Annotated in this window: 26 protein-coding genes and 1 riboswitch; of the genes, 17 read left to right on the top strand and 9 right to left on the bottom strand. The window is 73.1% G+C overall.

What is annotated here, in order from left to right; all coding sequences use genetic code 11:
• Positions 1 to 4: 4 nt before the first annotated feature.
• The 7 genes from ACMCNN_RS14420 (at position 5) to ACMCNN_RS14390 (ending at position 5,753) form a co-directional block, all read left to right on the top strand.
• A complete protein-coding gene (locus tag ACMCNN_RS14420) occupies positions 5 to 1,504 on the top strand; it encodes a flavin-containing monooxygenase (RefSeq protein ID WP_412746705.1) in 1,500 nt (499 codons plus the stop codon).
• Positions 1,501 to 2,406, top strand: coding sequence for an SDR family NAD(P)-dependent oxidoreductase (locus ACMCNN_RS14415; protein ID WP_412746704.1), 906 nt, complete (start codon positions 1,501 to 1,503; stop codon positions 2,404 to 2,406). The genes ACMCNN_RS14420 and ACMCNN_RS14415 overlap by 4 nt, the downstream gene beginning before the upstream one ends.
• Entirely contained in the window at positions 2,403 to 3,281 is an 879-nt protein-coding gene (locus ACMCNN_RS14410; protein ID WP_412746703.1) for an alpha/beta fold hydrolase, read from the top strand. The genes ACMCNN_RS14415 and ACMCNN_RS14410 overlap by 4 nt, the downstream gene beginning before the upstream one ends.
• Before the next feature lie 109 nt (positions 3,282 to 3,390).
• Positions 3,391 to 4,533 (top strand): acyl-CoA dehydrogenase family protein, encoded by a 1,143-nt coding sequence (locus tag ACMCNN_RS14405; RefSeq protein ID WP_412746702.1) that lies wholly within the window; start codon positions 3,391 to 3,393, stop codon positions 4,531 to 4,533.
• 37 nt (positions 4,534 to 4,570) lie between these two features.
• Positions 4,571 to 5,035, top strand: coding sequence for an Lrp/AsnC family transcriptional regulator (locus ACMCNN_RS14400; RefSeq protein ID WP_412746701.1), 465 nt, complete (start codon positions 4,571 to 4,573; stop codon positions 5,033 to 5,035).
• Between the two features lie 115 nt (positions 5,036 to 5,150).
• A complete protein-coding gene (locus tag ACMCNN_RS14395) occupies positions 5,151 to 5,423 on the top strand; it encodes a plasmid stabilization protein (RefSeq protein WP_412746700.1) in 273 nt (90 codons plus the stop codon).
• A gap of 138 nt (positions 5,424 to 5,561) precedes the next feature.
• Positions 5,562 to 5,753, top strand: coding sequence for a CsbD family protein (locus ACMCNN_RS14390; protein WP_412746699.1), 192 nt, complete (start codon positions 5,562 to 5,564; stop codon positions 5,751 to 5,753).
• 78 nt (positions 5,754 to 5,831) lie between these two features.
• Here ACMCNN_RS14390 and ACMCNN_RS14385 read toward each other — a convergent pair whose 3' ends face one another.
• A complete protein-coding gene (locus ACMCNN_RS14385; protein WP_412746698.1) occupies positions 5,832 to 7,223 on the bottom strand; it encodes a KamA family radical SAM protein in 1,392 nt (463 codons plus the stop codon).
• A gap of 131 nt (positions 7,224 to 7,354) precedes the next feature.
• Here ACMCNN_RS14385 and ACMCNN_RS14380 point away from each other — a divergent pair, with 131 nt between their 5' ends.
• From ACMCNN_RS14380 to ACMCNN_RS14340, 9 genes are all read left to right on the top strand, one after another.
• The gene (locus ACMCNN_RS14380; protein WP_412746697.1) at positions 7,355 to 8,392 is read left to right on the top strand and encodes an L-erythro-3,5-diaminohexanoate dehydrogenase; all 1,038 of its coding nucleotides are present in this window, start codon (positions 7,355 to 7,357) and stop codon (positions 8,390 to 8,392) included.
• A gap of 5 nt (positions 8,393 to 8,397) precedes the next feature.
• The gene (locus ACMCNN_RS14375) at positions 8,398 to 9,933 is read left to right on the top strand and encodes an amidohydrolase (protein ID WP_412746696.1); all 1,536 of its coding nucleotides are present in this window, start codon (positions 8,398 to 8,400) and stop codon (positions 9,931 to 9,933) included.
• Between the two features lie 45 nt (positions 9,934 to 9,978).
• Positions 9,979 to 11,544 carry a lysine 5,6-aminomutase subunit alpha gene (locus tag ACMCNN_RS14370; protein WP_412746695.1) on the top strand — a complete coding sequence of 522 codons (1,566 nt, stop codon included), beginning with the start codon at positions 9,979 to 9,981 and terminating at the stop codon, positions 11,542 to 11,544.
• A gap of 94 nt (positions 11,545 to 11,638) precedes the next feature.
• Positions 11,639 to 12,340: an OAM dimerization domain-containing protein gene (locus ACMCNN_RS14365; RefSeq protein ID WP_412747172.1), complete on the top strand. Its 702-nt coding sequence runs from the start codon at positions 11,639 to 11,641 to the stop codon at positions 12,338 to 12,340.
• On the top strand, positions 12,337 to 12,702 hold the full coding sequence (locus tag ACMCNN_RS14360; RefSeq protein ID WP_412746694.1) for a hotdog domain-containing protein: 366 nt from the start codon (positions 12,337 to 12,339) through the stop codon (positions 12,700 to 12,702). Before ACMCNN_RS14365 ends, ACMCNN_RS14360 begins: the two co-directional genes overlap by 4 nt.
• The gene (locus tag ACMCNN_RS14355; protein WP_412746693.1) at positions 12,699 to 13,967 is read left to right on the top strand and encodes a glutamate mutase L; all 1,269 of its coding nucleotides are present in this window, start codon (positions 12,699 to 12,701) and stop codon (positions 13,965 to 13,967) included. Before ACMCNN_RS14360 ends, ACMCNN_RS14355 begins: the two co-directional genes overlap by 4 nt.
• Before the next feature lie 53 nt (positions 13,968 to 14,020).
• A complete protein-coding gene (gene lnt, locus ACMCNN_RS14350) occupies positions 14,021 to 15,634 on the top strand; it encodes an apolipoprotein N-acyltransferase (RefSeq protein WP_412747171.1) in 1,614 nt (537 codons plus the stop codon).
• A complete protein-coding gene (locus ACMCNN_RS14345; RefSeq protein ID WP_412746692.1) occupies positions 15,631 to 16,419 on the top strand; it encodes a polyprenol monophosphomannose synthase in 789 nt (262 codons plus the stop codon). Before lnt ends, ACMCNN_RS14345 begins: the two co-directional genes overlap by 4 nt.
• A gap of 58 nt (positions 16,420 to 16,477) precedes the next feature.
• Positions 16,478 to 16,966, top strand: a complete 489-nt coding sequence (locus ACMCNN_RS14340; protein WP_412747170.1) for an FxsA family protein — start codon at positions 16,478 to 16,480, stop codon at positions 16,964 to 16,966.
• 61 nt (positions 16,967 to 17,027) lie between these two features.
• On the opposite strand, the gene ACMCNN_RS14335 is transcribed toward ACMCNN_RS14340, so the two are convergent.
• From ACMCNN_RS14335 to ACMCNN_RS14315, 5 genes are all read right to left on the bottom strand, one after another.
• On the bottom strand, positions 17,028 to 17,366 hold the full coding sequence (locus tag ACMCNN_RS14335; protein WP_015622005.1) for an RNA polymerase-binding protein RbpA: 339 nt from the start codon (positions 17,364 to 17,366) through the stop codon (positions 17,028 to 17,030).
• A gap of 229 nt (positions 17,367 to 17,595) precedes the next feature.
• The gene (locus ACMCNN_RS14330) at positions 17,596 to 18,741 is read right to left on the bottom strand and encodes a serine/threonine protein kinase (protein ID WP_412746691.1); all 1,146 of its coding nucleotides are present in this window, start codon (positions 18,739 to 18,741) and stop codon (positions 17,596 to 17,598) included.
• A gap of 119 nt (positions 18,742 to 18,860) precedes the next feature.
• A complete protein-coding gene (locus tag ACMCNN_RS14325) occupies positions 18,861 to 19,421 on the bottom strand; it encodes a histidine phosphatase family protein (RefSeq protein ID WP_412746690.1) in 561 nt (186 codons plus the stop codon).
• A gap of 31 nt (positions 19,422 to 19,452) precedes the next feature.
• The gene (locus tag ACMCNN_RS14320; RefSeq protein WP_412746689.1) at positions 19,453 to 20,235 is read right to left on the bottom strand and encodes a CbtA family protein; all 783 of its coding nucleotides are present in this window, start codon (positions 20,233 to 20,235) and stop codon (positions 19,453 to 19,455) included.
• Positions 20,226 to 20,429, bottom strand: a complete 204-nt coding sequence (locus tag ACMCNN_RS14315) for a CbtB domain-containing protein (protein ID WP_412746688.1) — start codon at positions 20,427 to 20,429, stop codon at positions 20,226 to 20,228. Before ACMCNN_RS14315 ends, ACMCNN_RS14320 begins: the two co-directional genes overlap by 10 nt.
• A gap of 60 nt (positions 20,430 to 20,489) precedes the next feature.
• Positions 20,490 to 20,576: riboswitch (cobalamin riboswitch) on the bottom strand.
• A gap of 123 nt (positions 20,577 to 20,699) precedes the next feature.
• On the opposite strand from ACMCNN_RS14315, the gene mycP reads away from it, so the two are divergent.
• Positions 20,700 to 21,893, top strand: coding sequence for a type VII secretion-associated serine protease mycosin (gene mycP / locus ACMCNN_RS14310; protein WP_412746687.1), 1,194 nt, complete (start codon positions 20,700 to 20,702; stop codon positions 21,891 to 21,893).
• Between the two features lie 8 nt (positions 21,894 to 21,901).
• Here the strand turns inward: mycP and ACMCNN_RS14305 are convergent, their stop codons facing one another.
• The 3 genes from ACMCNN_RS14305 to ACMCNN_RS14295 all read right to left on the bottom strand — a co-directional run bounded on the left by ACMCNN_RS14305 (position 21,902) and on the right by ACMCNN_RS14295 (position 24,994).
• Positions 21,902 to 22,522 (bottom strand): vitamin K epoxide reductase family protein, encoded by a 621-nt coding sequence (locus ACMCNN_RS14305; RefSeq protein WP_412746686.1) that lies wholly within the window; start codon positions 22,520 to 22,522, stop codon positions 21,902 to 21,904.
• Positions 22,522 to 23,283, bottom strand: a complete 762-nt coding sequence (locus ACMCNN_RS14300) for a DsbA family protein (RefSeq protein WP_412746685.1) — start codon at positions 23,281 to 23,283, stop codon at positions 22,522 to 22,524. Before ACMCNN_RS14300 ends, ACMCNN_RS14305 begins: the two co-directional genes overlap by 1 nt.
• A 292-nt stretch (positions 23,284 to 23,575) precedes the next feature.
• Positions 23,576 to 24,994 (bottom strand): PepSY-associated TM helix domain-containing protein, encoded by a 1,419-nt coding sequence (locus tag ACMCNN_RS14295; protein WP_412746684.1) that lies wholly within the window; start codon positions 24,992 to 24,994, stop codon positions 23,576 to 23,578.
• Between the last annotated feature and the right edge of the window lie 28 nt (positions 24,995 to 25,022).

The raw sequence follows: 25,022 nt of genomic DNA, 5'->3' as shown, positions 1-25,022 counted from the left end.
CGATGTGCTGACGGAACACCTCGACGTCCTCGTCATCGGCGCCGGCCTCTCCGGCATCGGCGCCGCGTGGCGGCTGCAGCACGAACGCCCCGGCATCCGGTACGCGATCCTGGAGGCGCGCGCCGCGATCGGCGGCACCTGGGATCTGTTCCGCTATCCGGGCGTACGGTCCGATTCGGACATGTACACGCTCAGCTATCCGTTCCGGCCCTGGCGGGGTACCGAGACGATGGCCTCGGGCGACAGCATCCGCCAGTACATCCGCGACACCGCGGACGAAGCCGGCATCACCCGCCATATCAGGTTCAACACGCGGGTGCTGAGCGCCGAATGGTCGTCGGTCGCCGCCCGCTGGACCGTGCAGGCCAGCGCGGGCCCCGACGCGCAGCCGCAGACCTACACCTGCGACTTCCTGTACGCCTGCGCCGGCTACTACGACTACGCGCACGGCCACGAGCCCGATTTCCCCGGCCTGGCCGACTACACCGGCCGGTTCGTGCACCCGCAGTTCTGGCCGGCGGACCTCGACCACACCGGCAAACGGGTCGTGGTCATCGGCAGCGGCGCCACCGCGGTCACCATCGTGCCCGCGATGGCCGGCGCCGCCGCGCACGTGACCATGCTGCAGCGTTCCCCGTCGTACCTGACGCCGCTGCCGGGCACCGACGTGGTCGCCCGGGGGCTGCACAAGGTGCTGCCGGGCCGGGCCGCGTACCGCGCCTCCCGGGTCAAGAACATCCTGCTGGCGCAGGGCTTCTACCAGCTCGCCCGGCGCCGCCCGGAGCGGGTCCGGCGGATCCTGCGCCGCTTCGCCGTGCGCCACCTCGGCGACCCGGCGTACGTCGACGAGCACTTCACCCCCACCTACCAGCCGTGGGACCAGCGGCTGTGCGTCGTGCCCGACGGCGACCTGTTCGAGTCCGTACGCCAGGGCCGGGCCTCCGTGGTCACCGACCACATCGACCGGTTCGTGCCCGAGGGCATCCGGCTGGCCTCCGGGCGCGTCCTGGAAGCGGACATCGTGGTGTCCGCCACCGGCCTGTCCCTGCTGGCGCTCGGCGGCGTCACGCTGAGCGTGGACGGCGCACCGGTCGACATCCCGGGCCGGATGACCTACCGCGGGGTCATGCTCGGCGGGGTCCCGAACTTCGCCTACTGCATCGGCTACACCAACGCCTCCTGGACGCTGCGCGCCGACCTGTCCTCGCGGTTCGTCTGCCGCCTGCTGACCTATCTGGACCGGCACGGCTACGCCAGCGCCACCCCGGTGCCCCCGGCCGGCGGCCGCCGGCGGCCCCTGCTGGACCTCAGCTCCGGGTACGTGCAGCGCGGCGTGGACCGGTTCCCGGCACAGGGCGAACGCGACCCATGGATCGTGCGGCAGAACCACCTGCGCGAGGCGTTCACCACGCCGCGCGCCGATGTCAGCCGCGACATGACGTTCACCCGGCGCGCCGCCCCCGCCGCCCCGGCCGACTCCACGCTGGAGGACATCGCCCCATGACCCGCCTCAGTCCGTACCGTTTCGCCGGGCGCACCGCCGTTCTCACCGGCGCCGCCAGCGGCATCGGTGAGCAGCTCGCCCACGGCCTCGCCGCCCGCGGCAGCGACCTGGTCCTGCTCGACCGCGACGCGCTGCGTCTGGACACGGTCGCGGAGACGTTGCGTACGGCGTACCCGGGCGTCACCGTGCAGACGCACGTCGTGGATCTCGCCGACCGGGCCGCCGCGGTCGCCGCCGCCGAGCGGATCCGCGCCGAACACCCCGCGATCAACCTGCTCATCAACAACGCGGGCGTCGCACTGGGCGGCCGGTTCGAGCAGCTCACCCTGGAGGAGTTCGAGTGGGTGATGGCTGTCAACTTCAGCGCCCCGCTCGTACTCATCCACCACCTCCTGCCCGCGCTGGCCGCCGCCCCCGGCAGTCACCTGGTCAACGTCTCCAGCCTGTACGGGCTGATCGCCCCGCCCGGCCAGTCGGCCTACAGCTCCAGCAAGTTCGCGCTGCGCGGGCTCAGCGAGGTGCTGCGCGGCGAGCTGCGCGACCGGAACATCGGCGTGACCACGGTGCACCCCGGCGGCATCCGCACCCGGATCGCCGAGACCGCCCGGGTCGGCGTCAACGTGTCCGCCGAGGAGTCCGAGCAGGGCAAGCAGATCTTCCGCGCGATGCTGACGTTCCCGCCGGAGAAGGCGGCCGAGCAGATCCTCGACGGGGTTCAGCGCCGCCGCGCCCGGGTGCTCATCGGCGCCAGCGCGAAGCTGCCCGACGTCCTGGCCCGGATCACCCCGACCCACCACATGCGCGTCATCCAGGCGGTCACCGCCTCGCTGGTCCGCGCCGCAGCGAGCCGGGCCAGACCCGCCGCCGCGCAGCCCACCCCCGGACAGGAGGCCGCCCGATGACCGCGACCGTGGACGCCCCCGGCACCAGCTACGTCTCCGTACGCGGAGTCCGCATCCGGGTCCGCGAGACCGGCGACCCGGCCGGCCCGCCCGTCCTGCTGCTGCACGGCATCGGGCGCAGCCTGGAGGACTGGGCCCCCCAGCACGACCGTTTCGACGGCGAGTTCCGGGTGCTCAGTGTGGACCTGCCCGGGTACGGGCTGTCCCAGCGGATGCCCGAGACCACCACCCTGGCCACACTGGCCGACGGTGTCACCGCCACCCTGGACGCGCTGGGCGAGCACCGGCCGCTGCACCTGATGGGCAACTCCCTCGGCGGTGCGGTCGCCCTGCAGATGCTGGCCCGCGACCCGGCCCGGGTGCAGACCCTGGCACTGGTGAACAGCGCCGGCTTCGGCCGCGGGGTCACCTCGATGCTGCGTGTGCTGGCCGTACCCGGGCTCGGCAGGGTGCTGCTGAGCCGCACCGACCGGCGGACCGCGCGTCACGTCGAGCGCCAGCAGTTCCACGACCGGGCGTACGCCACCGAGGCCCGCATCGCGCACGCCCTGCGGGTCGCCGCCCAGCCCGACCGGGTGCCGGTGTTCCTGGAGACCGCGCGGGCGCTGGGCACCTTCCGCGGCGTCCGGCCGGTGTGGCGCTCGACGCTGCTGCGCGAGGTGGCCGCGCACCCGCGACCCACCTTGATCGTGTGGGGGGACCGGGATCTCATCCTGCCCGCCACCCAGCTGGCCGCGGCCCGTACGGCCCTGCCGCATGCGCGTTCGCACATGTTCGCCGACACCGGTCACATGCCGCAGATCGAGCGCGCGGACGAGTTCGCGGCGCTGGTCCGGCGCTTCCTCGCCGAGGCACCGACCGAAGCGGCGGCCTGAGCGGGGCGGACCGCCCGGCACGAGATCGACAGCATCGACCCTGCCGTGGTCGCTCGGCGAGTCGCGGTCCGAGGTGACCGGTCCGCCTAACGAACGTTAAGCTAGAGCCGTGACGGTTGATCGCATTCTTCCCACGGACGAGGCGTACGAGCTGATCGGGCTGGCCCGGGAGCTCGCCGACGGCGAGCTGGCGCCCCGGGTCGCCGACTTCGAGGCACGCGGCGAGTTCCCCCGAGAGGTGCTGCGCACCGTGGGGCGCGCCGGGCTGCTCGGCCTACCGTACCCCGAGGCCGACGGCGGCGCGGGCCAGCCGTACGAGGTGTATCTGCAGGTCCTGGAGGTGCTGGCCGGGCGCTGGACGGCGATCGCCGAGGCGGTCAGCGTGCACACCCTGTCCTGTTTCCCGGTCGCCGCGCACGGCAGCGAACGCCAGCGCAAGATGCTGCCGGACATGCTCGGCGGTGACCTGCTCGGTGCGTACTGCCTGTCCGAGCCGCAGGGCGGCTCGGACGCGGCCAACCTGGCCACCCGCGCGGAACGCGACGGCGACGACTGGGTGCTCACCGGCACCAAGGCGTGGATCACCCACGGCGGGCAGGCGGACTTCTACAACATCTTCTGCCGTACGGGCGGGCCCGGCGCCTCGGGCATCTCCTGCGTCCTGGCCGACGGGGACACCCCCGGACTGCTGCCGCAGAAGCCGGAGAAGACCATGGGCCTGCGCTCGTCGCCGCCCGCGCAGATCGTCCTGGAGGGCGCCCGGGTGCCCGCCGACCGCCTGGTCGGCGTGGAGGGCGGCGGTTTCCGGATCGCGATGGAGGCCCTCGACGCCGGCCGGCTCGGCATCGCCGCCTGCTCGGTGGGGCTGGCCCAGGCGGCGGTCGACTACGCGGCCTCGTACGCCCGCGAGCGTGAGCAGTTCGGCCGCCCGATCGCGGAGTTCCAGGGGCTGAGCTTCATGCTGGCGGACATGGCGACCCAGGTGTCGGCGGCGCGGGCGCTGACGCTGGCGGCCGCGCGGCTCAAGGACGCGGGCCGGCCGTTCTCGGTGGAGGCGGCCAAGGCCAAGCTGTTCGCCACCGACGTCGCCATGCGGGTGACCACCGACGCGGTGCAGGTCCTGGGCGGTTCCGGGTACGTCTCGGATCATCCCGCGGAGCGCTGGTTCCGCGAGGCCAAGGTGATGCAGATCGTCGAGGGCACCAACCAGATTCAGCGACTGGTGATCGGACGGTCGTTGACGCGCGGCTGACGTTCGGCGCTCCAGCTTCGACCGGTATCTTGACGCCGTGGAAGAGATCGATCGTGCGATCGTCGGCGCTCTCACCGTGGACGGTCGGCTGTCCTACACCGACCTGGCCGAGAAGGTGGGCCTCAGCGTCTCCGCTGTGCACCAGCGGGTACGGCGGCTGGAGCAGCGCGGCGTCATCGACGGGTACACCGCCCGGGTCTCGTACGAGGCGCTGGACCTGCCGCTGACCGCGTTCGTGGCGATCCGGCCGTTCGATCCGTCGCAGCCGGACGACGCGCCGGAACGGCTGGCCCACCTCGCGGAGATCGACTCCTGCTACTCGGTGGCGGGGGAGGACTTCTACCTGCTGCTGGTGCGGGTGGCCAGCCCGGCAGACCTGGAACGGCTCCTGCAGGAGATCCGTACGGCGGCCAACGTCACCACCCGCACCACGGTGGTGCTGTCCACGCCGTACGAGAACCGTCCTCCGAAGATCTTCCCCGCCGACCCCCCTACCACCTAGCCTCCTAGGACGACTGACGCGCTGAGCTCCCGATCACCGATGGTCGGGATGGCGCCTCCCGCGGGTGGGTAGGAGCACCGCAACGATTCATTGCGGTCCCGCGAAGGGGGATGCCATGCCACAGCAGTCCTGGAGCAGCAAGCGCGAGCGGCAGTACCAGCACATCAAGGACAGTGAGAAGAAGCAGGGCCGCTCCACCGACCGGGCGGAGGAGATCGCCGCCCGCACGGTGAACAAGCAGCGCGCCGAGTCGGGCGAGGCCCGTTCGAGTGGTGGCTCCCGTTCCGGCGGCCGGTCGAAGGAGGACCTGTACGCCGAGGCGAAGCGACGCCACATCACGGGCCGCTCGAAGATGACCAAGGCCGAACTGGAACACGCCCTGCGGTGAGATCCCATCCTAGGATGCCCTACAGGGTGTGCGCCGGGTCCCGCCGCACGCGGACGTGTTTCAAACAGGAGCCCTCCGGGCACTGAATTTCCCCGAAAGGCAAGGATTTCCGTTTCGAGTCGCCACTGGAGGTCGACGATGAGCTTCACCGACAAAGCGAAGAACAAGGCGGAGGAGCTGACCGGCAAGGCGAAGCAGGGCATCGGCGACGCCACCGACAACGAGCGCCTGCAGGCGGAGGGCCAGGCCCAGGAGACGTCCGCGAACGCGAAGCAGGCCGGTGAGCATGTGAAGGACGCCGGTCGCGACGTGCGCGACGCGCTGAGCTAGGGCGGCGCTCCGTCCGGCTGGATATGACGACGGCCCCCCGGGGATCACCCCGGGGGGCCGTTCGCGTCTTCCGTATCGTCAGGCGGTGGCGGCGCCGTCCTCCTGCTGCTTGCGCCACCACTGCTGGCCGGACTCGGGCAGGGTGTCGATCGGGTCGTAGTACGCGTAGAGCTTACTGAGCGCCTCGGAGTCCTCGGCCTCGATCGAGGTCCGGTAGTTCTTCGTCCAGTACGAGATGCCGTGCTCGCGGTCGTACTCGGAGACCATGTGCACCCAGCGCTTGCCGACGAACGGCACGTCGCAGACGATCCGCGGGGTCGCGTAGCCGGGCAGGTAGCCCATCATGTCGTGCTGCAGCTGCTGGGCGTACCAGACCGGGACGCGCCAGTGCTCGGCGTTGGGGATCATGTCGCACATGTAGAAGTAGTACGGCAGGATGCCGGCCTCGCCCTGCAGCCCGAAGCACAGGTCGAGCAGGTCCTCGGTGGTGGCGTTGACGCCGCGCATGAGCACGCCCTGGTTGCGCACGTCGCGCACGCCGACCTCGATGAGGGTACGGGCGGCCTGGGCGACCAGCGGGGTCAGCGAGTTGACGTGGTTGACGTGGGTGTGCACGGCGAGGTTGACGCCGCGCCGTTCGGCGGTGATGGCGACGCGGTGCAGGCCCTCGACGACGTCGGACTGCAGCCAGTGCTGGGGCAGGCCCATGAGCGCCTTGGTGGCCAGCCGGATGTCGCGCACGGTGGGTACGGACAGCAGGCCCATGAGGTAATTCTCGAGCTGCTTCCACGGCACGTTGGCGACGTCGCCGCCGGAGACGACCACGTCGCGGACGCCGGGGTGGGCCTTGAGGTAGGCGAGGTGGGCGTCGTAGCGGTCGACGGGCTTGAGGGTGAGCTTGAGCTTGTCGACGGTGGGGGTGCTGTTGCCGACCAGGTCCATGCGGGTGCAGTGGCCGCAGTACTGGGGGCAGGTGGAGAGCAGCTCGGCCAGGACCTTGGTGGGGTAGCGGTGGGTGAGGCCCTCGGCGACCCACATGTCGTGCTCGTGCAGGGAGTCACGGGTGGCGTGGGGGTGTGACGGCCAGTCCAGGTGCCGGTCGGTGGCGACGGGGATCATGTAGCGCCGGATCGGGTCGGCGTAGAAGGACTCCGTGTCGGGGGTCCTGTCCGGCACCATGGTGTTGAGCATCTGCGGCGGCACCAGCATGGACATGGTGGCCAGGCGCGTCATGTCGGCTTCGAGGTCGGCGTAGAAGCGCTCGTCGAGCAGGTCGCCCATGACGGCGCGCAGCTGCTTGATGTTCTTGACGCAGTTGACGCGCTGCCACTGGGCGGATTCCCACTGGGCGGCGGTGACGTCGCGCCAGCCGGGGAAGCGGGTCCAGTCCGGTTCGACCAGGGTACGGCGCTGGTACTCGTAGGGCTGCCCGGTGGCGGGGATGGCAGCGCCCGAGGGGAGCTGAGTCAACGGGTCCTCCTGGGTCGGGTGTGCGGACGGCCAAACCATACTGGAGAATCTTCGGTCTAGAAACCGTCGGTCCGTAGGATTTACGGTAGTGCAGCTTCACGACAGGTTTGTTTCAGGTGAGGGTGGTGGGAATGTCGTTTCCGGTGGGTTTGTCGCGTGTTGTTGAGCCGGCGGGTGTGTTGCCTCAGGCCGCGTGGCGGCTGGACCCCCGCCCGGAGCTGGGCGCCGACGAGGTGCGTATCCGGGTGGAGCGGCTGAATCTGGACGCGGCGAGCTTCCGGCAGCTCGCGGAGAAGCACGGCGGTGACGGGGCGGCGGTCCGGGCCGAGGTGCTGGAGATCGTCGGTACGCGCGGCAAGATGCACAACCCGGTGACCGGTTCGGGCGGGATGCTGATCGGCACGGTCGACGAGGTGGGCCCGGAGTCGCCGCTGCCGGTGAAGGTGGGCGACCGGGTGGCGACGCTGGTGTCGCTGACCCTGACCCCGCTGGCGATCACTGATGGGCTGGCGTCCTGGGACGGCCGCAGCGAGCAGGTCCCGGCGCAGGGTCACGCGATTCTGTTCGGCCGTTCCGTGGTGGCTGTGCTGCCCGACGACATGCCCGGTGAGCTGGCCCTGGCGGTGTTCGACGTGTGTGGCGCGCCGGCGCTGACCGACCGGGTGGTGCGCGGGCACGCGGCGCAGGGCCCGGTGACCGTGGCGGTGCTGGGCGGGGCGGGCAAGAGCGGCTCGCTGGCGCTGACGGCGGCGCGGCTGGCGGGTGCCCGTACCGTCGGGGTGGTCGTGTCGGAGGCGGAGCGGGCGACGCTGGCGGAGGCCGGGCTGGCCGACGAGGTCGCGATCGCCGACGCCCGGAATCCGGTGGCGGTGTCGTCGGCGGTGGCGCAGGCGCTGGGCGGCCCGGCGACCGTGACGGTGGTGTGCGTGGACGTGCCGGGTTGTGAGCACGGGGCGATCCTGGCCACGGCGAACGGCGGCACGGTGATCTTCTTCTCGATGGCGACGAGTTTCTCGGCGGCGGCGCTGGGCGCGGAGGGCCTGGCGGCGGACGTGACGATGCTGGTGGGCAATGGGTACGTGCCGGGTCACGCGGAGTTCGCGGTGGATCTGGTGCGGCGTACCCCGGCGGTCCGCGCGCTGTTCGAGGCGCGGGTCGCGGGACACTGACATCCATGACTGATTCCCCCTCGGTGCGGTATGTCAACGGCAGGTTCTATTCGGCGGCGGAGCCGCGGGCCACGGCGATGCTGGTGCGCGACGGCCGGGTCGCGTGGCTGGGTGCGGCGGAGCAGGCGCCCGCGGCGGACGTGACGGTGGAGTTGGGCGGGGCGCTGGTGACGCCGGCGTTCGTGGACGCGCATCAGCACGCCACGGACACCGGTCTGGTGGCCGGCGGCCTGGACCTGTCCGCTGTGCGTTCGGCGGGTGAGTTGCTGGATGCGGTGGCGGCGTTCGCAACGTCGCGGCCGGGTGACGGTGTGGTGCACGGGCACGGCTGGGACGAGTCGACGTGGGCGCAGCAGGTGCCGCCGTCGGCGGCGGAGCTGGACCGGGCGGCGGGTGGGCGGCGGGTGTATCTGTCGCAGGCGTCGGTGCATTCGGCGTTGTGTTCGACGGCGCTGCTGGCGCAGGCGCAGGGGGTGCCCGGGTACGACCCGTCCGGGTGGGTGCGGGAGCAGGCGCATCACGCGGTGCGGGCGGTGGCGTTGGGGTCGTTGAGTGCGGCGCAGCGTACGGCGGCGCAGCGGGCCGCGCTGGTGCAGGCGGCGTCGCGGGGGGTGGCGGCGGTGCACGAGTGCGGTGGGCCGGGTACCTCCAGTGAGGCGGATTTCCGGTCGGTGCTGGCGTTGTCGGGTGCGGGCCTGCCGCAGGTGTTCGGGTACTGGGGTGAGCTGGGCGGGGCGGAGCGGGCCCGGGAGTTGGGTGCGCTGGGCGCGGCGGGTGATCTGTACGCGGACGGTGCGCTGGGGTCGCGGACGGCGTCGTTGCGGGCGCCGTACGCGGACGGGCCGGGTTGTGGTGAGGCGTTTGTCTCCGCGGAGCAGGCCGGGGAGCACATCCTGGATTGTGTGCGCGTCGGTGTGCAGGCGGGGTTCCACGCGATCGGTGACGCGGCGATCGACGCGGTGCTGGACGGGTTCGCGCTGGCGGCGAAGCAGGTCGGGGTGGACCGGTTGCGGGAGGGCCGGCACCGGGTGGAGCACGTGGAGCTGGCGGACAAGGCGATGATCGCCCGGTTCGTGGAGTTCGGGCTGGTGGCGAGCGTGCAGCCGGCGTTCGACGCGTTGTGGGGTGGCCCGGACCGGATGTACGCGCAGCGGTTGGGGGTGGCGCGGGCGATGGCGTCGAATCCGATCGGGGCGATGCACGCGACGGGGGTGGCGTTGGCGTTCGGGTCGGATGCGCCGGTGACGGCGCCGGATCCGTGGGCGATGGTGGCGGCCGCGGCGGCGCCGCGGAATCCGGTGTTCCGGATGGGTGTGCGGTCGGCGTTCGCGGCGAGCACCCGGGGCGGGTGGCGGGCGGCCGGGGTGGATGAAGCGGGTGTGCTGGTGCCGGGTGCGGCGGCGACGTTCGCGGTGTGGGATACCCCGGGTGGGGTGGACGGTGGTCTGCCGGCGCTGCTGGCGGACGCCGAGGGTGTGGTGCCGGCGCGGCCGGTGTGCCGGCGCACGGTGCTGCGCGGCGAGACGATCTTCGAAGGTTGATGGGCGTGCCCCGCACCGTGGCGGGGTGAGACAAGGAGTACGGGCGTGGCCGGGAAGTTGAAGCTGGATCCGCGGGTGGTGCGCCGGGCGCGTGCGCTCGCGGCGCGGGCGGGGCAGCCGGTGGTGGACCTGGCGCGTTCGCACACGACGGTGTCGGTGGAGCGGGCGGTGCTGCGGCTGGCCGGGGTGCGCGGGGCGGATTCCGACGGCATTCCGTGGGTGAACCGTCTGGTGGACGCGGTGGTCGCGGATGTGGGGCTGGGGCACGGGGTGGCGGTGCCCGTGTTCCATGCCCTGGCCGCGGAGGGCATCGACGATGTGACGGTGCTGGCGCAGAAGGCGGCGGCGGGGGCGGTGCGGTTCGCCGTACCGGAGAAGAAGGCCGCGGTGAGCGCGGCCCGGCGGGCGGCGAAGCGGGCGACCGGCGCCGGGGTGAAGTTGATCGACAAGCGGCGTGCGGAGCGGGACCGGTTGATCCGCCGGTTCGGGGATCCGTTGCAGCGGCCGTGGATCTATCTGATCGTGGCGACCGGCGACATCTACGAGGACATTCCGCAGGCGCAGGCGGCGGCGCGGGCCGGCGCGGATGTGATCGCGGTGATCCGGTCGACGGGTCAGTCGTTGCTGGACTATGTGCCGGAGGGGGCGACCCGGGAGGGTTTCGCGGGCACGTACGCGACGCAGGAGAACTTCCGGCTGATGCGGGCGGCGCTGGATGAGACGTCGCGGGAGCTGGGCCGCTATGTGCGGTTGACGAACTACGCGAGCGGGTTGTGCATGCCGGAGATCGCGGCGCTGGCCGGGATGGAGCGGCTGGACATGATGCTCAACGACTCGATGTACGGGATCCTGTTCCGCGACATCAATCCGATCCGGACGTTCGTGGACCAGCGGTTCTCCCGGCAGGTGCATGCCCGCGCCGGGATCATCATCAACACCGGTGAGGACAACTACCTGACCACGGCGGACGCGGTGGAGGCGGCGCACACGGTGACGGTGTCGCAGCTGCTGAACGAGTTCTTCGCGCACGAGGCGGGTCTGGAGAACTGGCAGCTGGGGCTGGGGCACGCGTTCGAGATCAACCCGGATCTGCCGGATTCGTTCCGGATGGAGCTGGCGCACGCGTTGCTGGCGCGGGAGTTGTTCCCGGACGCGCCGCTGAAGTGGATGCCGCCGACCAAGCACATGACCGGTGACGTGTTCCGCGGGAATCTGCTGGACGGGTTCTTCAACCTGGTGGGTGCGCTGACCGGGCAGGGGATTCTGCTGGTGGGGATGATGACCGAGGCGGTGGTGACGCCGTGGCTGTCCGACCGCGACATCGCCCTGCAGAACGTGCGGTACGTGCTGAACGGCGCCGGGAATCTGCACGAGGACTTCGTGCCGGCGCCGGGCGGGTTCATCCAGCAGCGGGGCCGGCAGGTCCTCGCGGAGGCGGTGGAGCTGCTGGAGGAGATCGTCGACGACACGCTGCTGAACGCGATCGCGGACGGCACCTTCGGGATCATGAAGCGGCCCGCGGACCGGGGCAAGGGCCTGGACGGCGTCGCGAAGCACGACGAGGACTACTACAACCCGGTGACCGAGGCGCTGGAGGCTGAGCCGGCATGACCGAGCGCACCGAGCGAAGCGAGGGCCACGAGGGCATGCCAAAGGAGGCACAGTGACGATCGTCCGCCCCTATGGGGACACCACCGGGGACGGGATGGTGCAGCTGTCGTTCACGCTGCCGATTCCGCACGACAAGCGGGCCGAGGGCGCCGCGGTCCAGTTGGCGAACAAGATGGGCATGGACCCGGCGCTGCTGGTGCACGCGAAGCAGATGGGTGACGGCTTCACCTTCTTCGTCGTGTACGGGAAGGTGAACCACCTGGTGGACACCGAGAAGGTGCAGGTGGTGGAGCGCGACTTCCCGCTGTTGTCGGCCAAGGAGGTCAACGCGACGATCAAGCGGCGGTTGCGGCGGCGGCTGAACGTGGTGGGCGCCTGTATCGGTACTGACGCGCACACGGTGGGCATCGACGCGATCCTCAACGTCAAGGGGATCGCGGGCGAGAAGGGCCTGGAGTACTACCGGGAGCTGTCCGTGACGAACATGGGTGCGCAGGTGAGCGTGCCGGATCTGGTGGAGACGGCGCGGGCGAACAAGGCCGACGCGGTGCTGGTGTCGCAGGTGGTGACGCAGCGCGACGCGCATCTGCACAACACGCGGGCGATGTCGGCGGCGTTCCGGGAGGCGCTGCCCGCCGGGAAGCGTCCGCTGCTGATCGTGGGTGGGCCGCGGTTCGACGAGTTGATGACGGGCGAGCTGGGCGTCGACCGGATCTTCGGCCGGGGTACCACGCCCGGCGAGGTGGCCTCGTATCTCGTCCATGCCCTGCTGACCCGCAAGGAGACCCACGCGTGATCACTGTGAAGCACCGCCGGTATGTCCCGTACGCGCACGCCCACTATGCAGGGAATCTGGTGGACGGGGCGTACTCGCTGGGGCTGTTCGGGGATGTGGCGACGGAGGTGTGCATCCAGCTCGACGGGGACGAGGGGTTGTTCGCGTCGTACTCGGATGTGCAGTTCAAGGCGCCGGTGCAGGCGGGTGACGTGCTGGAGGTGACCGCGACGGTGACCCGGATGGGCACCCGGTCGCGGACGATCGAGTTCACGTCGGCGGTGGTGTGCCGGGGTACGGGCGGTTCGGGTGCGCAGGTGCTGGCGGAGCCGATCGTGGCGGTGACCGCGACGGGCACCGTGGTCGTCCCGCCGAAGGCGTGACCGGGGCGGTCTGCGTCGACGTCGGGTCGACGTACACGAAGGCCTGCCTGGTGGATCTCGGCTCCGGCGCGCTGCTGCGCCGGGTCGAGGTGCCCACGACGGCCGACTCGGATGTGCTGGTCGGGCTGGACGCGGCGGTGGCGCAGCTGGACCGCGAAGCCCCGCTGTACGTGTGTTCGTCGGCCGGTGGCGGGCTGCGCCTGGCGGTGGTCGGGTACGAGTCGCTGGTGACCGCGGAGGCCGGGCATCGGGTGGGGTTGTCGGCGGGTGCGCAGGTGGTGCACGTGGCGGCCGGCCCGCTGGACGGGCGGGCGGTCGCGGCGCTGCGTGCGGCCCGCCCGGACGTGATCCTGCTGGTGGGTGGCACGGACGGCGGTGACGCGTCGGTGCTGCTGCACAACGCGGGCCGGTTGGCGACCTCGCGGCTGCGGGTGCCGGTGGTGGTGGCGGGCAACGCGGACGCGCGGGACGAGGCGGCCGGGGTGCTGTCGGCGCGCGGCATCCCGGTGACCGTGACCGGCAATGTGCTGCCGCGTATCGGGGAGCTGGATCCGGGCCCGGCACGCGCGGCGATCCGGCAGATGTTCCTGCGGCACGTGATCGGCGGCAAGCGGCTGTCGCGGGGTCAGCGGTTCGCGTCGCTGGTGCGCGCCGCGACCCCGGATGCGGTGCTGGCGGCGGTGGAGTTGTTGGCGGACCGTACCGGTGCCGGGGTGCTGGTGGTGGACGTCGGTGGGGCGACGACGGACGTGTATTCGGCGTTGCTGCCGGACGCGGAGGCGGAGACGGGTCCGCGCCGGGATGTGGCGGGCACGTTGTGGCGGTCCCGGACCGTGGAGGGTGATCTCGGGGTGCGGGCGGGCGCGGCCGGGGTGGTCGCGGCCGCGGCCGTGGAGAAGCTGGATGCTCCGGACATCACGGGCGGGCCGCCGTTCGACACGGGCACGGACCGGCGGCTGGCGGCGGTGGCCGCGATGGTGGCGTTGCGGCGCCACGCGCGCGGGCATTCGCCGGGTCCGGGGCTGCCGCGCACGGGCGGGCGGGATCTGCGCGACGTGCGGCTGGTGGTGGGCTCCGGTGGGGTGCTGCGCCACGGCGGCGGCACGCAGGTGCTGGACGCGGTGCTGGGGGACACGGCCGGCGGGTGGGCGGCGCCGGCGGGGGCGCGGCGCACGGTGGATTCGGCGTACGTGCTGGCGGCGGCGGGTCTGCTGGCCGTCGAGCATCCGGCGGCGGCGGCCGGTCTGCTCGACTGTCTGCGGTGAGGCCGTCCGCGACGGTTCCGTGACCGGGCGCGGCTAGCATTCCGCGCGTGGAGATGACCCTGCAGGACGCGGCGCCGCCGGTGGTGCCCGCGTCGGTGGTGGCGCCGGGGCCGGTGCGCCTGCCGGTGGCTCTGCTGCTGTCGGTGCTGGCCGGGCTGGCGTTGCTGGTGTCGTTTCCGCCGTACGGGCTGTGGTGGCTGGGCCCGGTCGGGGTGGCGTTGCTGGCGGTGGCGGTGCACCGGCGGCGGCTGCGCGGCGGCGCCGGTGCGGGCATGGTCACCGGGCTGGTGTTCTTCCTGCCGCTGCTGGCCTGGACGAATCTGAACACGGGCTGGCTGCCGTGGGTGTTGCTGTCGGTGGCGCAGGCCGCGTTCCTGGCGTTGCTGGGCTGGGCGGGCGCCTGGGTGTCGCCGCTGCTGGACCGGTGGCCGGTGGGGTGGCCGCTGGTGTGCGGGCTGCTGTGGACGGCGCAGGAGGCGCTGCGTGACCGGCAGCCGTTCGGCGGGTTCCCGTGGGGGCGGCTGGCGTTCGGGCAGGCGGACGGGCCGTTGCTGCGGCTGGCGGTGCTCGGTGGGGCGCCGCTGGTGACGTTCGCGGTGGCGGCGGCCGGTGGGGCCCTCGCCGGGTTGTGGTGGTGCCGCGGGCGGGGGCTGCGGCGGGTCGCGGCCGGGGCCGGGTTCGCGGCGGCGGCCGTACTGATCGTGGTGGGGCCGTTGGCGGTGCCCGCCGCGACCGCCGGCGCGCAGCGGGCGACGGTCGCGATCGTGCAGGGCAACGTGCCGCGGCTGGGGCTGGACTTCAACGCGCAGCGCCGGGCGGTGCTCGACAACCACGTCCGGGCCACCCGGGAGTTGGCGCAGCGGGTGGCGGCCGGCCGGGCGCCGCGCCCGGACCTGGTGGTGTGGCCGGAGAACTCCAGCGACATCGACCCGTTGCGTAATCCGGACGCCGCGCAGCAGATCGGCGTGGCGGCGCAGGAGATCGGCGTGCCGATCCTGGTGGGTGCGGTGCTGCGCGGCGACCAGCCGGGGGAGATCCGCAACGCGGGCATCCTGTGGCGGCCGGGTACCGGCCCCGACCTGGATCAGCTGTACGTGAAGCGTCACCCGGTGCCGTTCGCGGAGTTCATGCCGTTGCGGCCGGTGGCGCGGCTGGTCAGCGACAAGGTCGACCTGGTGAAGAACATGGTCGCCGGAAACCGTCCCGGCGTGGTGCGAACCGGCCCGGTGACGGTCGGTGACGTGATTTGTTTCGAGGTGGCGTACGACGGGATCGTGCGGGACACGGTGACCGGCGGCGCGCAGATCATGACGGTGCAGACGAACAACGCGACCTTCGACGTGGCGGAGGCCCGTCAGCAGATGGCGATGGTGCGGCTACGCGCCGTGGAGCACGGCCGGCAGGCATTGATGGTGTCGACGGTCGGGGTGTCGGGGTTCGTGGACACCGCGGGCGGCGTGCACCAGGCGACCGGGTTCAACACGGCCGCGGTGGTGGTGGGTGAAATGCGACTTGGCGGACCGGCTACGCTGGCCACTCGCCTGGGCCGGTGGCCGGAGCTGGCCGCCGCGGCGGCCGGGCTCGCCGTGCTGGCCCTGGCGGCGCCGGGGCGGCTGCGCCGGCGGCGCACGGACATCGACGACAGTGTGGCAACGGAGGAACGGTGAGCGAGGCGCAGGAGTATCCGGGGGTGGGCCGGGTCCTCGTGGTCATTCCGACCTACGACGAGGCCGAGAACATCCGGCAGATCACCAAGCGGGTGCGTCGCGCGGTGCCGTCCGTGGACATCCTGGTCGCCGACGACAACTCCCCGGACGGTACGGGGGCGATCGCCGACGAGCTGAGCGTCGCCGACGATCACATTTTCGTGCTGCACCGCGCCGGTAAGCAGGGCCTCGGCGCTGCGTACGTGGCCGGGTTCGCGTGGGCCAAGGACAAGGGCTACGACGCGGTCGTGGAGATGGACGCGGACGGTTCGCACGCCCCGGAGGAGCTGCCGAAGCTGCTGGACGCGCTGCGCGACCACGACGCGGTCCTGGGCACCCGTTACATTCCGGGCGGCAGCGTGCACAACTGGCCGCTGCACCGGCTGCTGCTGTCGCGCGGCGGCAACATCTACATCAAGATGGCGTTGGGGATGCCGTTCCGGGACGCGACCGGTGGTTACCGGGCGTACCGGATGGGGGTGCTGGACCGCATCGACGTGGCCACGGTTGCCTCGCAGGGGTACTCGTTCCAGGTGGAGCTGGCGTGGCGGACGTACCGGCACGGGTTCCGGATGACCGAGGTGCCGATCACGTTCACCGAACGGGAGCGCGGCAAGAGCAAGATGAGCGGCAACATCTTCAAGGAGCAGCTGCTGCGGGTCACCCGTTGGGGGGTGCAGTCGCGGGCGCAGGCGCTGCGGCAGCGGCTGGGCCGCGACCCGAAGGGCAATTCCACCCTGCGGTGACCGGGCGCCCGCGTGTCATGCTGGAACGGTCGGCGATGACACCGCAGGGGGGTGCGTGATGCGCCGAGGCTGGGCGTTGCTGCCGGTCGGGATGCTGGTGCTGGCGGTCGCGGAGATCGTCGTGTTCGTCGCGGTCGCACACGCGATCGGTGCGGGCTGGGCGGTGCTGCTGCTGGGCGCGGCCAGCGCCGCCGGTTTGCTGCTGCTGCGCCGCGAGGGCGTACGGGGGTGGCGGGTGTGGCGGGCCGCCGCGGAGGCCGGCCAGCCGACCGGGGGCCAGGTGTCCCACGCCCTGGTCGGGGTGCTGGGTGCGCTGCTGCTGGCGGTGCCGGGTTTCCTGACCGCCGCGGCGGGGCTGGTGCTGATCCTGCCGCCGGGCCGGGGCCTGGCCCGGCGCGGCGTCCGGTGGGCCACCGAGCGGCGGGTGTCGTCCGCGGTGGCGGGTGAGATGTTCGGGCCGCGCCGGGTACGCGTGCGGCGCGGGCCGCCGTCACCGGCCGCGTCGGCCACCGACGGTGAGATCGTCGAGGGTGAGATCGTGCGCTGAGCACGACAAAACGCCGCCCCCACCAGGGGGCGGCGTTTCGGAAACTCCGGGAAGCTCGGGGTCAGCGGCCGCGGCGGGTACGGACCTCCTGCAGCCGCTCGTTGAGGATGTCCTCCAGCTCCGAGATGGAACGGCGCTCCAGCAGCATGTCCCAGTGCGTGCGGGGCGGCTTCGCCTTCTTCTGTTCCGGTTCGTTGCCGTCGACCAGCCGGGCGACGCTGCCGTCGAACTTGCATTCCCAGGTGATCGGGACCTCGGCGTCGACGGCGAACGGCACCTCGAACTGGTGGCCCTTGACGCACAGGTACTCGCGGGTCTGCCGGGGCGCCAGCTCGGTGTTGCGGTCGGACTCGTAGCTGACTGCGCCAAGACGGCTGCCGCGCAGCATGCGTTCGCCCATGATCGGCTTCCCCTCGCTCGTGGTGCTCTCGTTGGTGTAACGAAAGGGTCGGTCGTCAGATTCCTGCCGCACCGCCGCATGTGTCGGCGGTGTTAACGCATACGAGCGTAGCGGCCTGCGGGCCTTACCGTTCGGCACGGTCGGGCCCTGAAGTGGACCTTGGTCCGGTTTGTGGCCGTTTGGCCGATCTGTGCCGGTGCGATGTATGTCACCGTCGCGCCGTCACCGATCATGCACCCTCCGCAGCCGTCGCCGCCCGCGCCCCGCCCAACGCGGCCAGCGCCGAGGCGAGGTCACTGACCTGCGCCGACAATTGTGCCGTACGGTCCCGGGCGGCCCGCGCGTCGGCCCGGGCCTCGTCCGCCGCCCGCCCGGCCAGCTCCGCCGCGTGCTGGGCGTGGTCGCGTTCCCGTTCCACGGCCTGCCGGTCGGCGGTGGCCCGGTCGGCGGCCGCCCTGGCGTCGAGGGTCGCCCGTTGCGCGTCGGCGCGGGCCGCCGCCAGCTCGACGCGCGCCTGGTCCGCCTCCGCGCGGGCCGCCGACAGGTCCGTCCGGGCCTGGTCGGCCGCGGTGCGGGCCCCGGAGGCGTCGGATCGGGCCTGGTCCCGGTCGGCCTGGGCCTGGTCGCGGTCCCGCTCGGCGCGGGCCCGGGCGGCCTGCGCGTCCCGCACGGCCTGCCCGGCGGTGCGCCGCGTCTGCTCGGCACGGGCCTCGGCGTCCGCGGTCGCCCGCTGCGCGTCCTGCAGGTCACGGTGCACCTGCTCCGTCTCGGCGCGGGCCTGCTCGGCCTGCTGACGGGCGGTGTCCCTGTCGGTTTCTGCCTGTTCCAGGCGGGCGGCCGCAGCGGTGGCGGCCTGCCGGGCCTCGTCGCACGCCGCCAGGGCGTCGCGGGCCTGCGCGGTGGCGGTCTGCGCGGCGCGCCGGGCGGCGTCCGCGTCCTCGACCGCCGCCGCGCGCTCCGCAGTCGCCGTGGCGGCCTCCTGCCGGGCCTGCGCGGCCGCCCCGATGGCCTGTTCGGCGTCGCGGCGGGCCTCGTCGCGTTCGGTGTGTGCGGCGGCGACCTGCCGGGACGTCTCGGCCCGCACCTCGGCGATCTGGCGGTCCACTCCGGCCGGGCTGAGCTCGGCGTGCAGGGCCTCGGTGAGGGTGGCGACGAGCTGGTCGAGGCGGTCCACCGTCTCCCACGTGCGGGCCACCTGCCCGGCCAGGCCGGGTGCGGCGCGGTGGCGCATCCGTACGTTGCGGGAGGCGCGCTGGCACTCGCCGTCGTTGTCGCGGCAGTACCGGAACGGCCGCCCGGCCGCGGCCCGCTGCGGCACCGGCCGCCCGCAGTGCGCGCACGGGCGGGTCTCGGCGTGCTGTTCCGTCGCCTCCATCGCCGCGCATTGTATCGACGCCGGGGCGTGGAACCGGGTCAGCGCGCCGGGCGCGAGCCGAGTTCGGGAAGGGGTCAGCGACCCCGGGGGGCGCTTCCGGTGGCGGGGCCGCGGACAGCTCAGGCGGCCGTGGGCAGGTGCAGGTGCCAGCGGCCCGCCCGGCAGGTCAGCCGGAGCAGCGCCAGCGGTGCCACGTCGAGGCGCCACAGCGCGGCGGCCGGCAACTCCAGGGCGCGGGCGACGGCGGCGCGGACCACGACCGGGTGGGCGACCGCGACCACCGGCCGCTGCGCCTGCCCGTCGAGCCACGCGCCGACCCGGGCCGCCACGGCGGCCAGGGACTCCCCGCCGTGCGGGGCGGCGCCGGGATCGGTCAGCCAGGCCTGCACGGCGGCCGGGTCGTCGGCCGCGACGGTCTCCAGCGCGGCACCGGACCAGCGCCCGAAGTCGGGGTCGGCCAGCGCGGGCACGGAGGTGGCCGCCCGGCCCAGCGCGCGGGCGGTGGCGGCCGCGGCCACGGAACCACCGCACACCCACGGGGTGTCACCGTTCAGGCCGCGCCGCCCGGCCAGGGACCGCGCGGCGCGCAGTCCCGCCTCGTCGGGCTCGCCGTCACTGCCGAACACCGCGGCCCGCAGCGCCGGGGTGGGAGCGCAGGCCAGCAGCCGCACCCCGCTCACCCGGCGCCGCCGTCCGGGTCGGGCGGCCGGTTCACCCGGCGACGGCCGCCCGGTCCGCCGTCCGGGAGCGGCGGGCGCCGAGCCGGGACAGCAGCGCGGCGAAGCCCAGCCCCAGCGACACCCACAGCACGGCCTGGGTGCCCAGCGACGCCAGCCGGAAATTCCACAGCAGACTCGCCGGGAACGTGGCCGGGACCTCGTCGACGCGCGGCAGCATCACGTATCCCACGGCGACCACGGCGAGGAAGCCGAGGACGGCCGTGACCGCGCGCAGCGATTCCGGTGCGGCCCCGCGCGGTGCGCGGTAGCCGACCACACCCGCCCACACGGCGACCAGGCCGAGCACCACGATCGCCAGGTAGGCGGCCGTGCGCTGGTTGATCGTCGCGGGATCACCCACGGCCGGGGGATTGGGCGGATATTTCACGAATGGCACGAGTACGGCGCCCAGCAGCGCGGCACCGGCCAGCCCCAGCGCGGCACGGGTGTCCGACGGGGTGCGCAGCCGCCGCCGCAGCAGCGTGTACGCGGTGGCCAGCAGCCCACCCATCGCCGCCCCGAACAGGGCCGTGGCCAGGAACAGCCCGCCCTTCTGCCCGGTACGGCTGACCAGTTCCTCGTCGTGGTGCCCGGCGTCGGCGGCGTCGCCCGCGGCGTGCGCCGTCTGCTCCTCGATCGCGATGGCCGCGTCCACCCGCGGTTCGCCCGCGACGTACCCGAACATCCCGGCCAGCAGGCCGGCGATCAGGCCGGCCAGCAGGCCGCGCAGCAGGACAGCGGAGTAGCCCGGGGCGCCGTCAGCGGTCAGTGGCACGGGACGCCGAGCAGGTGACGCCCGTCGTGCATGAGTTCGTGCAGGTACATGCCGCTGCGGGAGACCGCGCCCTGGTCGAAGGCGACCAGGTAGGCCATGAGCAGCAGCACCGCGACGACCGCGAGTGCCGTCCACAGCACCCGGGTGGACACGGTGGGGGAGATCGCGGGGTGGACCGACTGGACCTTCGGCATGGCGGGCCAGAACCTCCTACTCGGGATGACGCGTCCCGGTCGTGGGGCTGCGGCGCGTGAGCGTCCTGACTCACCGACACCACCCAGGCGATGCCGGGGGGTGTCCGTTCACAGTGGCGCGACCGTACCGGATTCCCACCGGTTTCCCTCGCGACGCCGCAGATTGGTCCCCATAACCTAACGGCGAGGCCGGGACCAGGTCAATTCGGGTGCCCCCCGCGCGGCGTGGCGCCCCGCTACGATGTGCCGCGACCCGGGGAGGCGTTGGCGGTGCGAAGGACGGTGGCGGCGGTGGCCGCGGCATTCGGCGTGCTACTGCCCGTGCCCGCCCACGCCCGCGCGGCCGGATGCGACCCGGTGTCGGCCGGGCAGGTCAGCCACGCGGTGCCGTACGAGGATCAGCTGTACGACCTGGACCGGCTGGGCCGGGTGGCCGACGGCTCCGGGGTGCGGGTCGCGGTCCTCGACTCCGGCGTCGACGCGCAGCACCCGCAGCTCGACGGGCACGTCGCCCCCGGCAAGGACTTCCTGCGCAACAACCGCGACGGCCGCCAGGACTGCAACGGGCACGGCACCGGCGTGGCCAGCATCATCGCCGCCCGCCCGGTCGACGGGGTGCCGTTCCACGGCCTGGCGCCGCGCGCCACCATCGTGCCGGTGCGCATCAGCGAGCAGGAGACCATCGACGGGCGCACCGTCGGCGACCACGTCTCGGCGCAGCAGTTCGCGCAGGCCATCGACTGGGCCTCCGACCCGCGCCGCGGCAACGCCCAAGTGATCAACCTGTCGGTGGTGATGACCGACGGCGACACCCCGGTCCGCGGGGCCGTGGCCCGCGCCGTGCAGCGCGGGGTGGTGGTGGTCGCCGCGGTCGGCAACGACGGCGGCGCCCAGGGCACCAACCCGACGCCGTATCCGGCGGCCTACGACGGGGTCATCGGCGTCGGCTCGGTCGGGGCGGACGGGTTGCGGGCCGAGAACTCCCAGCACGGCGCCTACGTCGACGTCATGGCCGCCGGTGTCGACGTCACCATGGCGGCGCCGCACAGCGGGCACACGGCCGGCAAGGGCACCAGTTTCGCGGCGCCGTTCGTGGCGGCCACGGCCGCGCTGCTCAAGCAGCGGTTCCCCCGGCTGAGCCCCGACGAGATCCGCCAGCGCATCGTCGCCACCGCCGACCCGGCCCCGGGCGGTGGGCACAGCGACGAGTACGGCTACGGCCTGCTCAACCCGTACCGGGCGCTGACCGAGACGCTCGCGCCGGACGGGGCCGCGCCGCCCGCGCCCGTCGTGGTGCACCGCGATGACGCGGCCGCGGTGGCGCGCGAGGCCCGCCGCGCACACGCGCAGGACCGGGCGCTGGTGGTGGCCGCCGGTGGCGCCGCCGCGGTGGTGCTGCTCGGCGCCGGCGCGGCCGTGGTGCGGCGCGGACGCCGCCGGGGCTGGCGTCCGGCCTCCGACTGAGGCGGCCCTCAGCCGAACAGGGCGGTGCCGTACTTGGTGACGATGATCAGGCCGAGGGTCAGCAGCCAGATGGTCACCACCAGCACGTCGTAGTCCGCATCGATGAACCGGGCGGCGGCCCGCTGGACCCGCGCGGGCAGGTACAGGTTGTCGTCGCGGATGTTGACGTGGGTCAGCGTGGCGAACACCAGTGTGGTGGAGATCGTGACCAGCAGGCACCACGGACACAACGCCCCGATGTTGACCACGGCCTCGTAGAACAGCCAGTACGCGAAGATCACGCCGAGGGTGTAGACGAGCTGGGCGGCGAACATGAAACCGCGGGGGAACCGCACCCCGGCCAGGCTCGCGACCGCGATGGTGATCACGACCGGTTCGGCGATCAGGCCCAGGAACGCGTTCGGGAAGCCGAACAGCTGCGCCTGCCAGCTGGTGGCGACCGTGCCACAGCTGATCACCGCGTTGATGTCGCAGGACAGGCTGCGGTTCGGGTTCTCGGCCAGGCGTACCGCGTCGACGGACAGCACGAACGAGGCCAGCAGGCTCAGGCACGCGGAGAACAGCATGGTGCCGTAGATCCACGCGTCGGCGTGGCGCAGTCGCCGGAACCAGGCGAGCGGGTTCGCCATCACTTGGCCGCCGCGGTGATCGCCTCGGTCAGCGGACCCGCCGTGTACAGGTCACCCTCGAACGGCTTGCCGTCGATCCTGACGGTGGGGGTGCCCTGCAGGCCTGAGTCGAAAGCCTCCTTGGTCGAGGCGGTCACCCAGGGCACGAAGGTGTTCTTTCGGAAGTTGTCCACGACCGGCTGCGGCACCCCGGACTGGCGGGCCAGGTCGGCGATCTGGGCGTCGGACAGGCCCTTGCTGCCCTCGGCGGGCTGGTGCGCGAACAACGCGCTGTTGAACGCGAGCAGCTTGTCCGGTGCCCCGTCGTAGACCGTGGCCGCGGCGTTCGCCGCCCGCGTGGAGTACTGCGTCCCGTCGGACATCTCGTCCAGGAACGCCAGCGGGTAGAAGTACTGCCGGACGGTGCCGTCGCCGACCAGCCGGGCGATCTCGGCGCCGTTGGCGCGCTCGAACCGGCCGCAGTACGGGCACATGAAGTCGGCGTACACCTCCAGCTTGACCGGGGCGTCGGCCTTGCCGCTGACCAGCGCCCCGCCGGCCGCGCCGGCGGGCGCCACGACCGGCCCGGACGCCGTCGGCTGCGCCGAGGAGCCGTGGTGGGCGGCCCGGACGACGGTGAACACGATCGCGATCAGCAGCCCCACGACGACGACCAGGCCGGCGATGGCCGGCCACCGCGGGCGCCCGCCCCGGGCGGCCGCGGCGACGGCCGCCTGTCCCTTGCGCTGCTGACGGGACTTTGCCTGATCCTGCTTGCCCACCGTTTCCCCCGCGGTCGCCCGGCGCCCCCGGGCGGATCGGCAGGCTGGTGACCTGCGCCTTCGTCCAGGCTATGAGCAATCGGTGGCCCAGACGGCGGGTTCGCCGGGCGATCCCCGGACGGACCGCCGAAGATCACCCGGCGAAGAGGCCCGCCGGACCAGCACCCCGATGGGACACGGTCGGCCGCCCGATCGAGGTGATCAGCAGGCGTCACCGCCAGCGCGTCACCGCTCGGGCAGCCACCCGGCGGTGGCCGTCTCCCGTCCGGAGGCTGCGAGGGGACCCCGGCGCTCAGCCCGCGGTGGGGGAGGCCGCCGCACGGCGGCGCCGCACGAGCGCGCCCGCGAGGGCGTCGGCGACCAGGAACGCGGCGAGGGGGATGCCGAGCAGGGGCATCGCCCAGCCCAGCGCGACCACCAGGGGGACGCCCGCCGCGATGGCCCAACCGGGCAGCCGCTGCCACGCCCCGCGCGCCGGGGCCGCACCGACCGGGGCGCGGCGCCCCGCGCGGGTGGGGCGGCGCTGCCACCACATCCGGTACCCCCACAGGATCACGCAGAGCAGCCCGGCCGCGAGGGCGGCCAGCAGGATCTGGTTGACGACGCCGAACAGGACGCCCATGTGCGCCTGCACCCCGAGCTTGCTCAGCTGCGCCAGCAGCGGCCAGTCGGCGAAGTCGCTGCGGGCCACCACCCGGGCGGTCGCGGGGTCCACCGCGACCCGGTCCAGCCCGACCGGCCAGGTGTTGTCGATGCCCGCGACCGTCCACGCGGCGCCGGGCTGCTCCGGCGGGGTGATCTCCACAGGGCCGGTGAGGCCGCCGCGCCGGGCCACCGCCAGGACGGTGTCGGCCTGCGCCGGGTCGAGTGGCGCGGCGCCGGCGCCGGCCTCCGCATGGTGCGCGCCGCCCGGGGCGGCGTCGAGCGTGGTCGACAGCTGCGGCCGGTGCGCGTCGAGGGCGTCCAGGGCCGCCTCGAAGTTGCCGCCCGCGTACCGGGACCAGGTCAGGCCGGTGGCGGACAGGACCAGCAGCCCGATGGTGATCCACACGCCGGTGGCGGCGTGCCAGCCGCGGGTGCGGCGTACGCCCTTGCCGGCCGACAGGTCCGCCGCGAACATGCGGCGCAGGGTGCGGCGGCGCCGCCACCACAGCACCAGCCCACCCAGGGTGAGCACCCACAGCCAGCTCGCTGCGAACTCGGAGTAGTGGCGGCCGAGGTCGCCCAGGTGCAGGTTGCGGTGCAGGTCGTCCAGCCAGGTCGTCGCGGGCGTGGACCCCCACCACGTGGTCAGCGTGCCCTTGACCGCCCCGGTGTACGGGTCGACATACACGGTGTGCTGCTTGTCGCCCAGCTCCGGCAGCGCGAACACCACCTTCGTACTCTGCTCGCCGGCGCCGGGCTGCACCGCGGCCAGATCGCCCTGCGGGTGCGCCCGGCGCGCCCTGTCGATCTGCTGCGCCAGCGGCAGTACCGCCGCGTCCGAGGCGGCGACGGTGAGTTTGTCGCCGTACAGCATCGCGTCCAGCTGCGGGGTCGCCGTGTAGAGCAGGCCGGTGACGGCGGCGAGCACCAGGAACGGGGCGACGAGGATCCCCGCGTAGAAGTGCAGCCGCAGCAGCAGCGCCCCGACCGGCGACACGCGTGCGGCGCCCCCGGTCCGGGGTGGCGCGGCGGGGGTGGGGTCGATGACATCCGGGGTGAGCGTCATGCGGCAGGGTCCTCGATTCAGCGGGGGC

The organism is Krasilnikovia sp. MM14-A1004 (assembly GCF_047159485.1).
Taxonomy (GTDB): Bacteria; Actinomycetota; Actinomycetes; order Mycobacteriales; family Micromonosporaceae; genus Actinoplanes.
The sequence above is the reverse complement of the archived record's forward strand: the minus strand, read 5'-3'. Positions and strand labels throughout refer to the sequence as shown.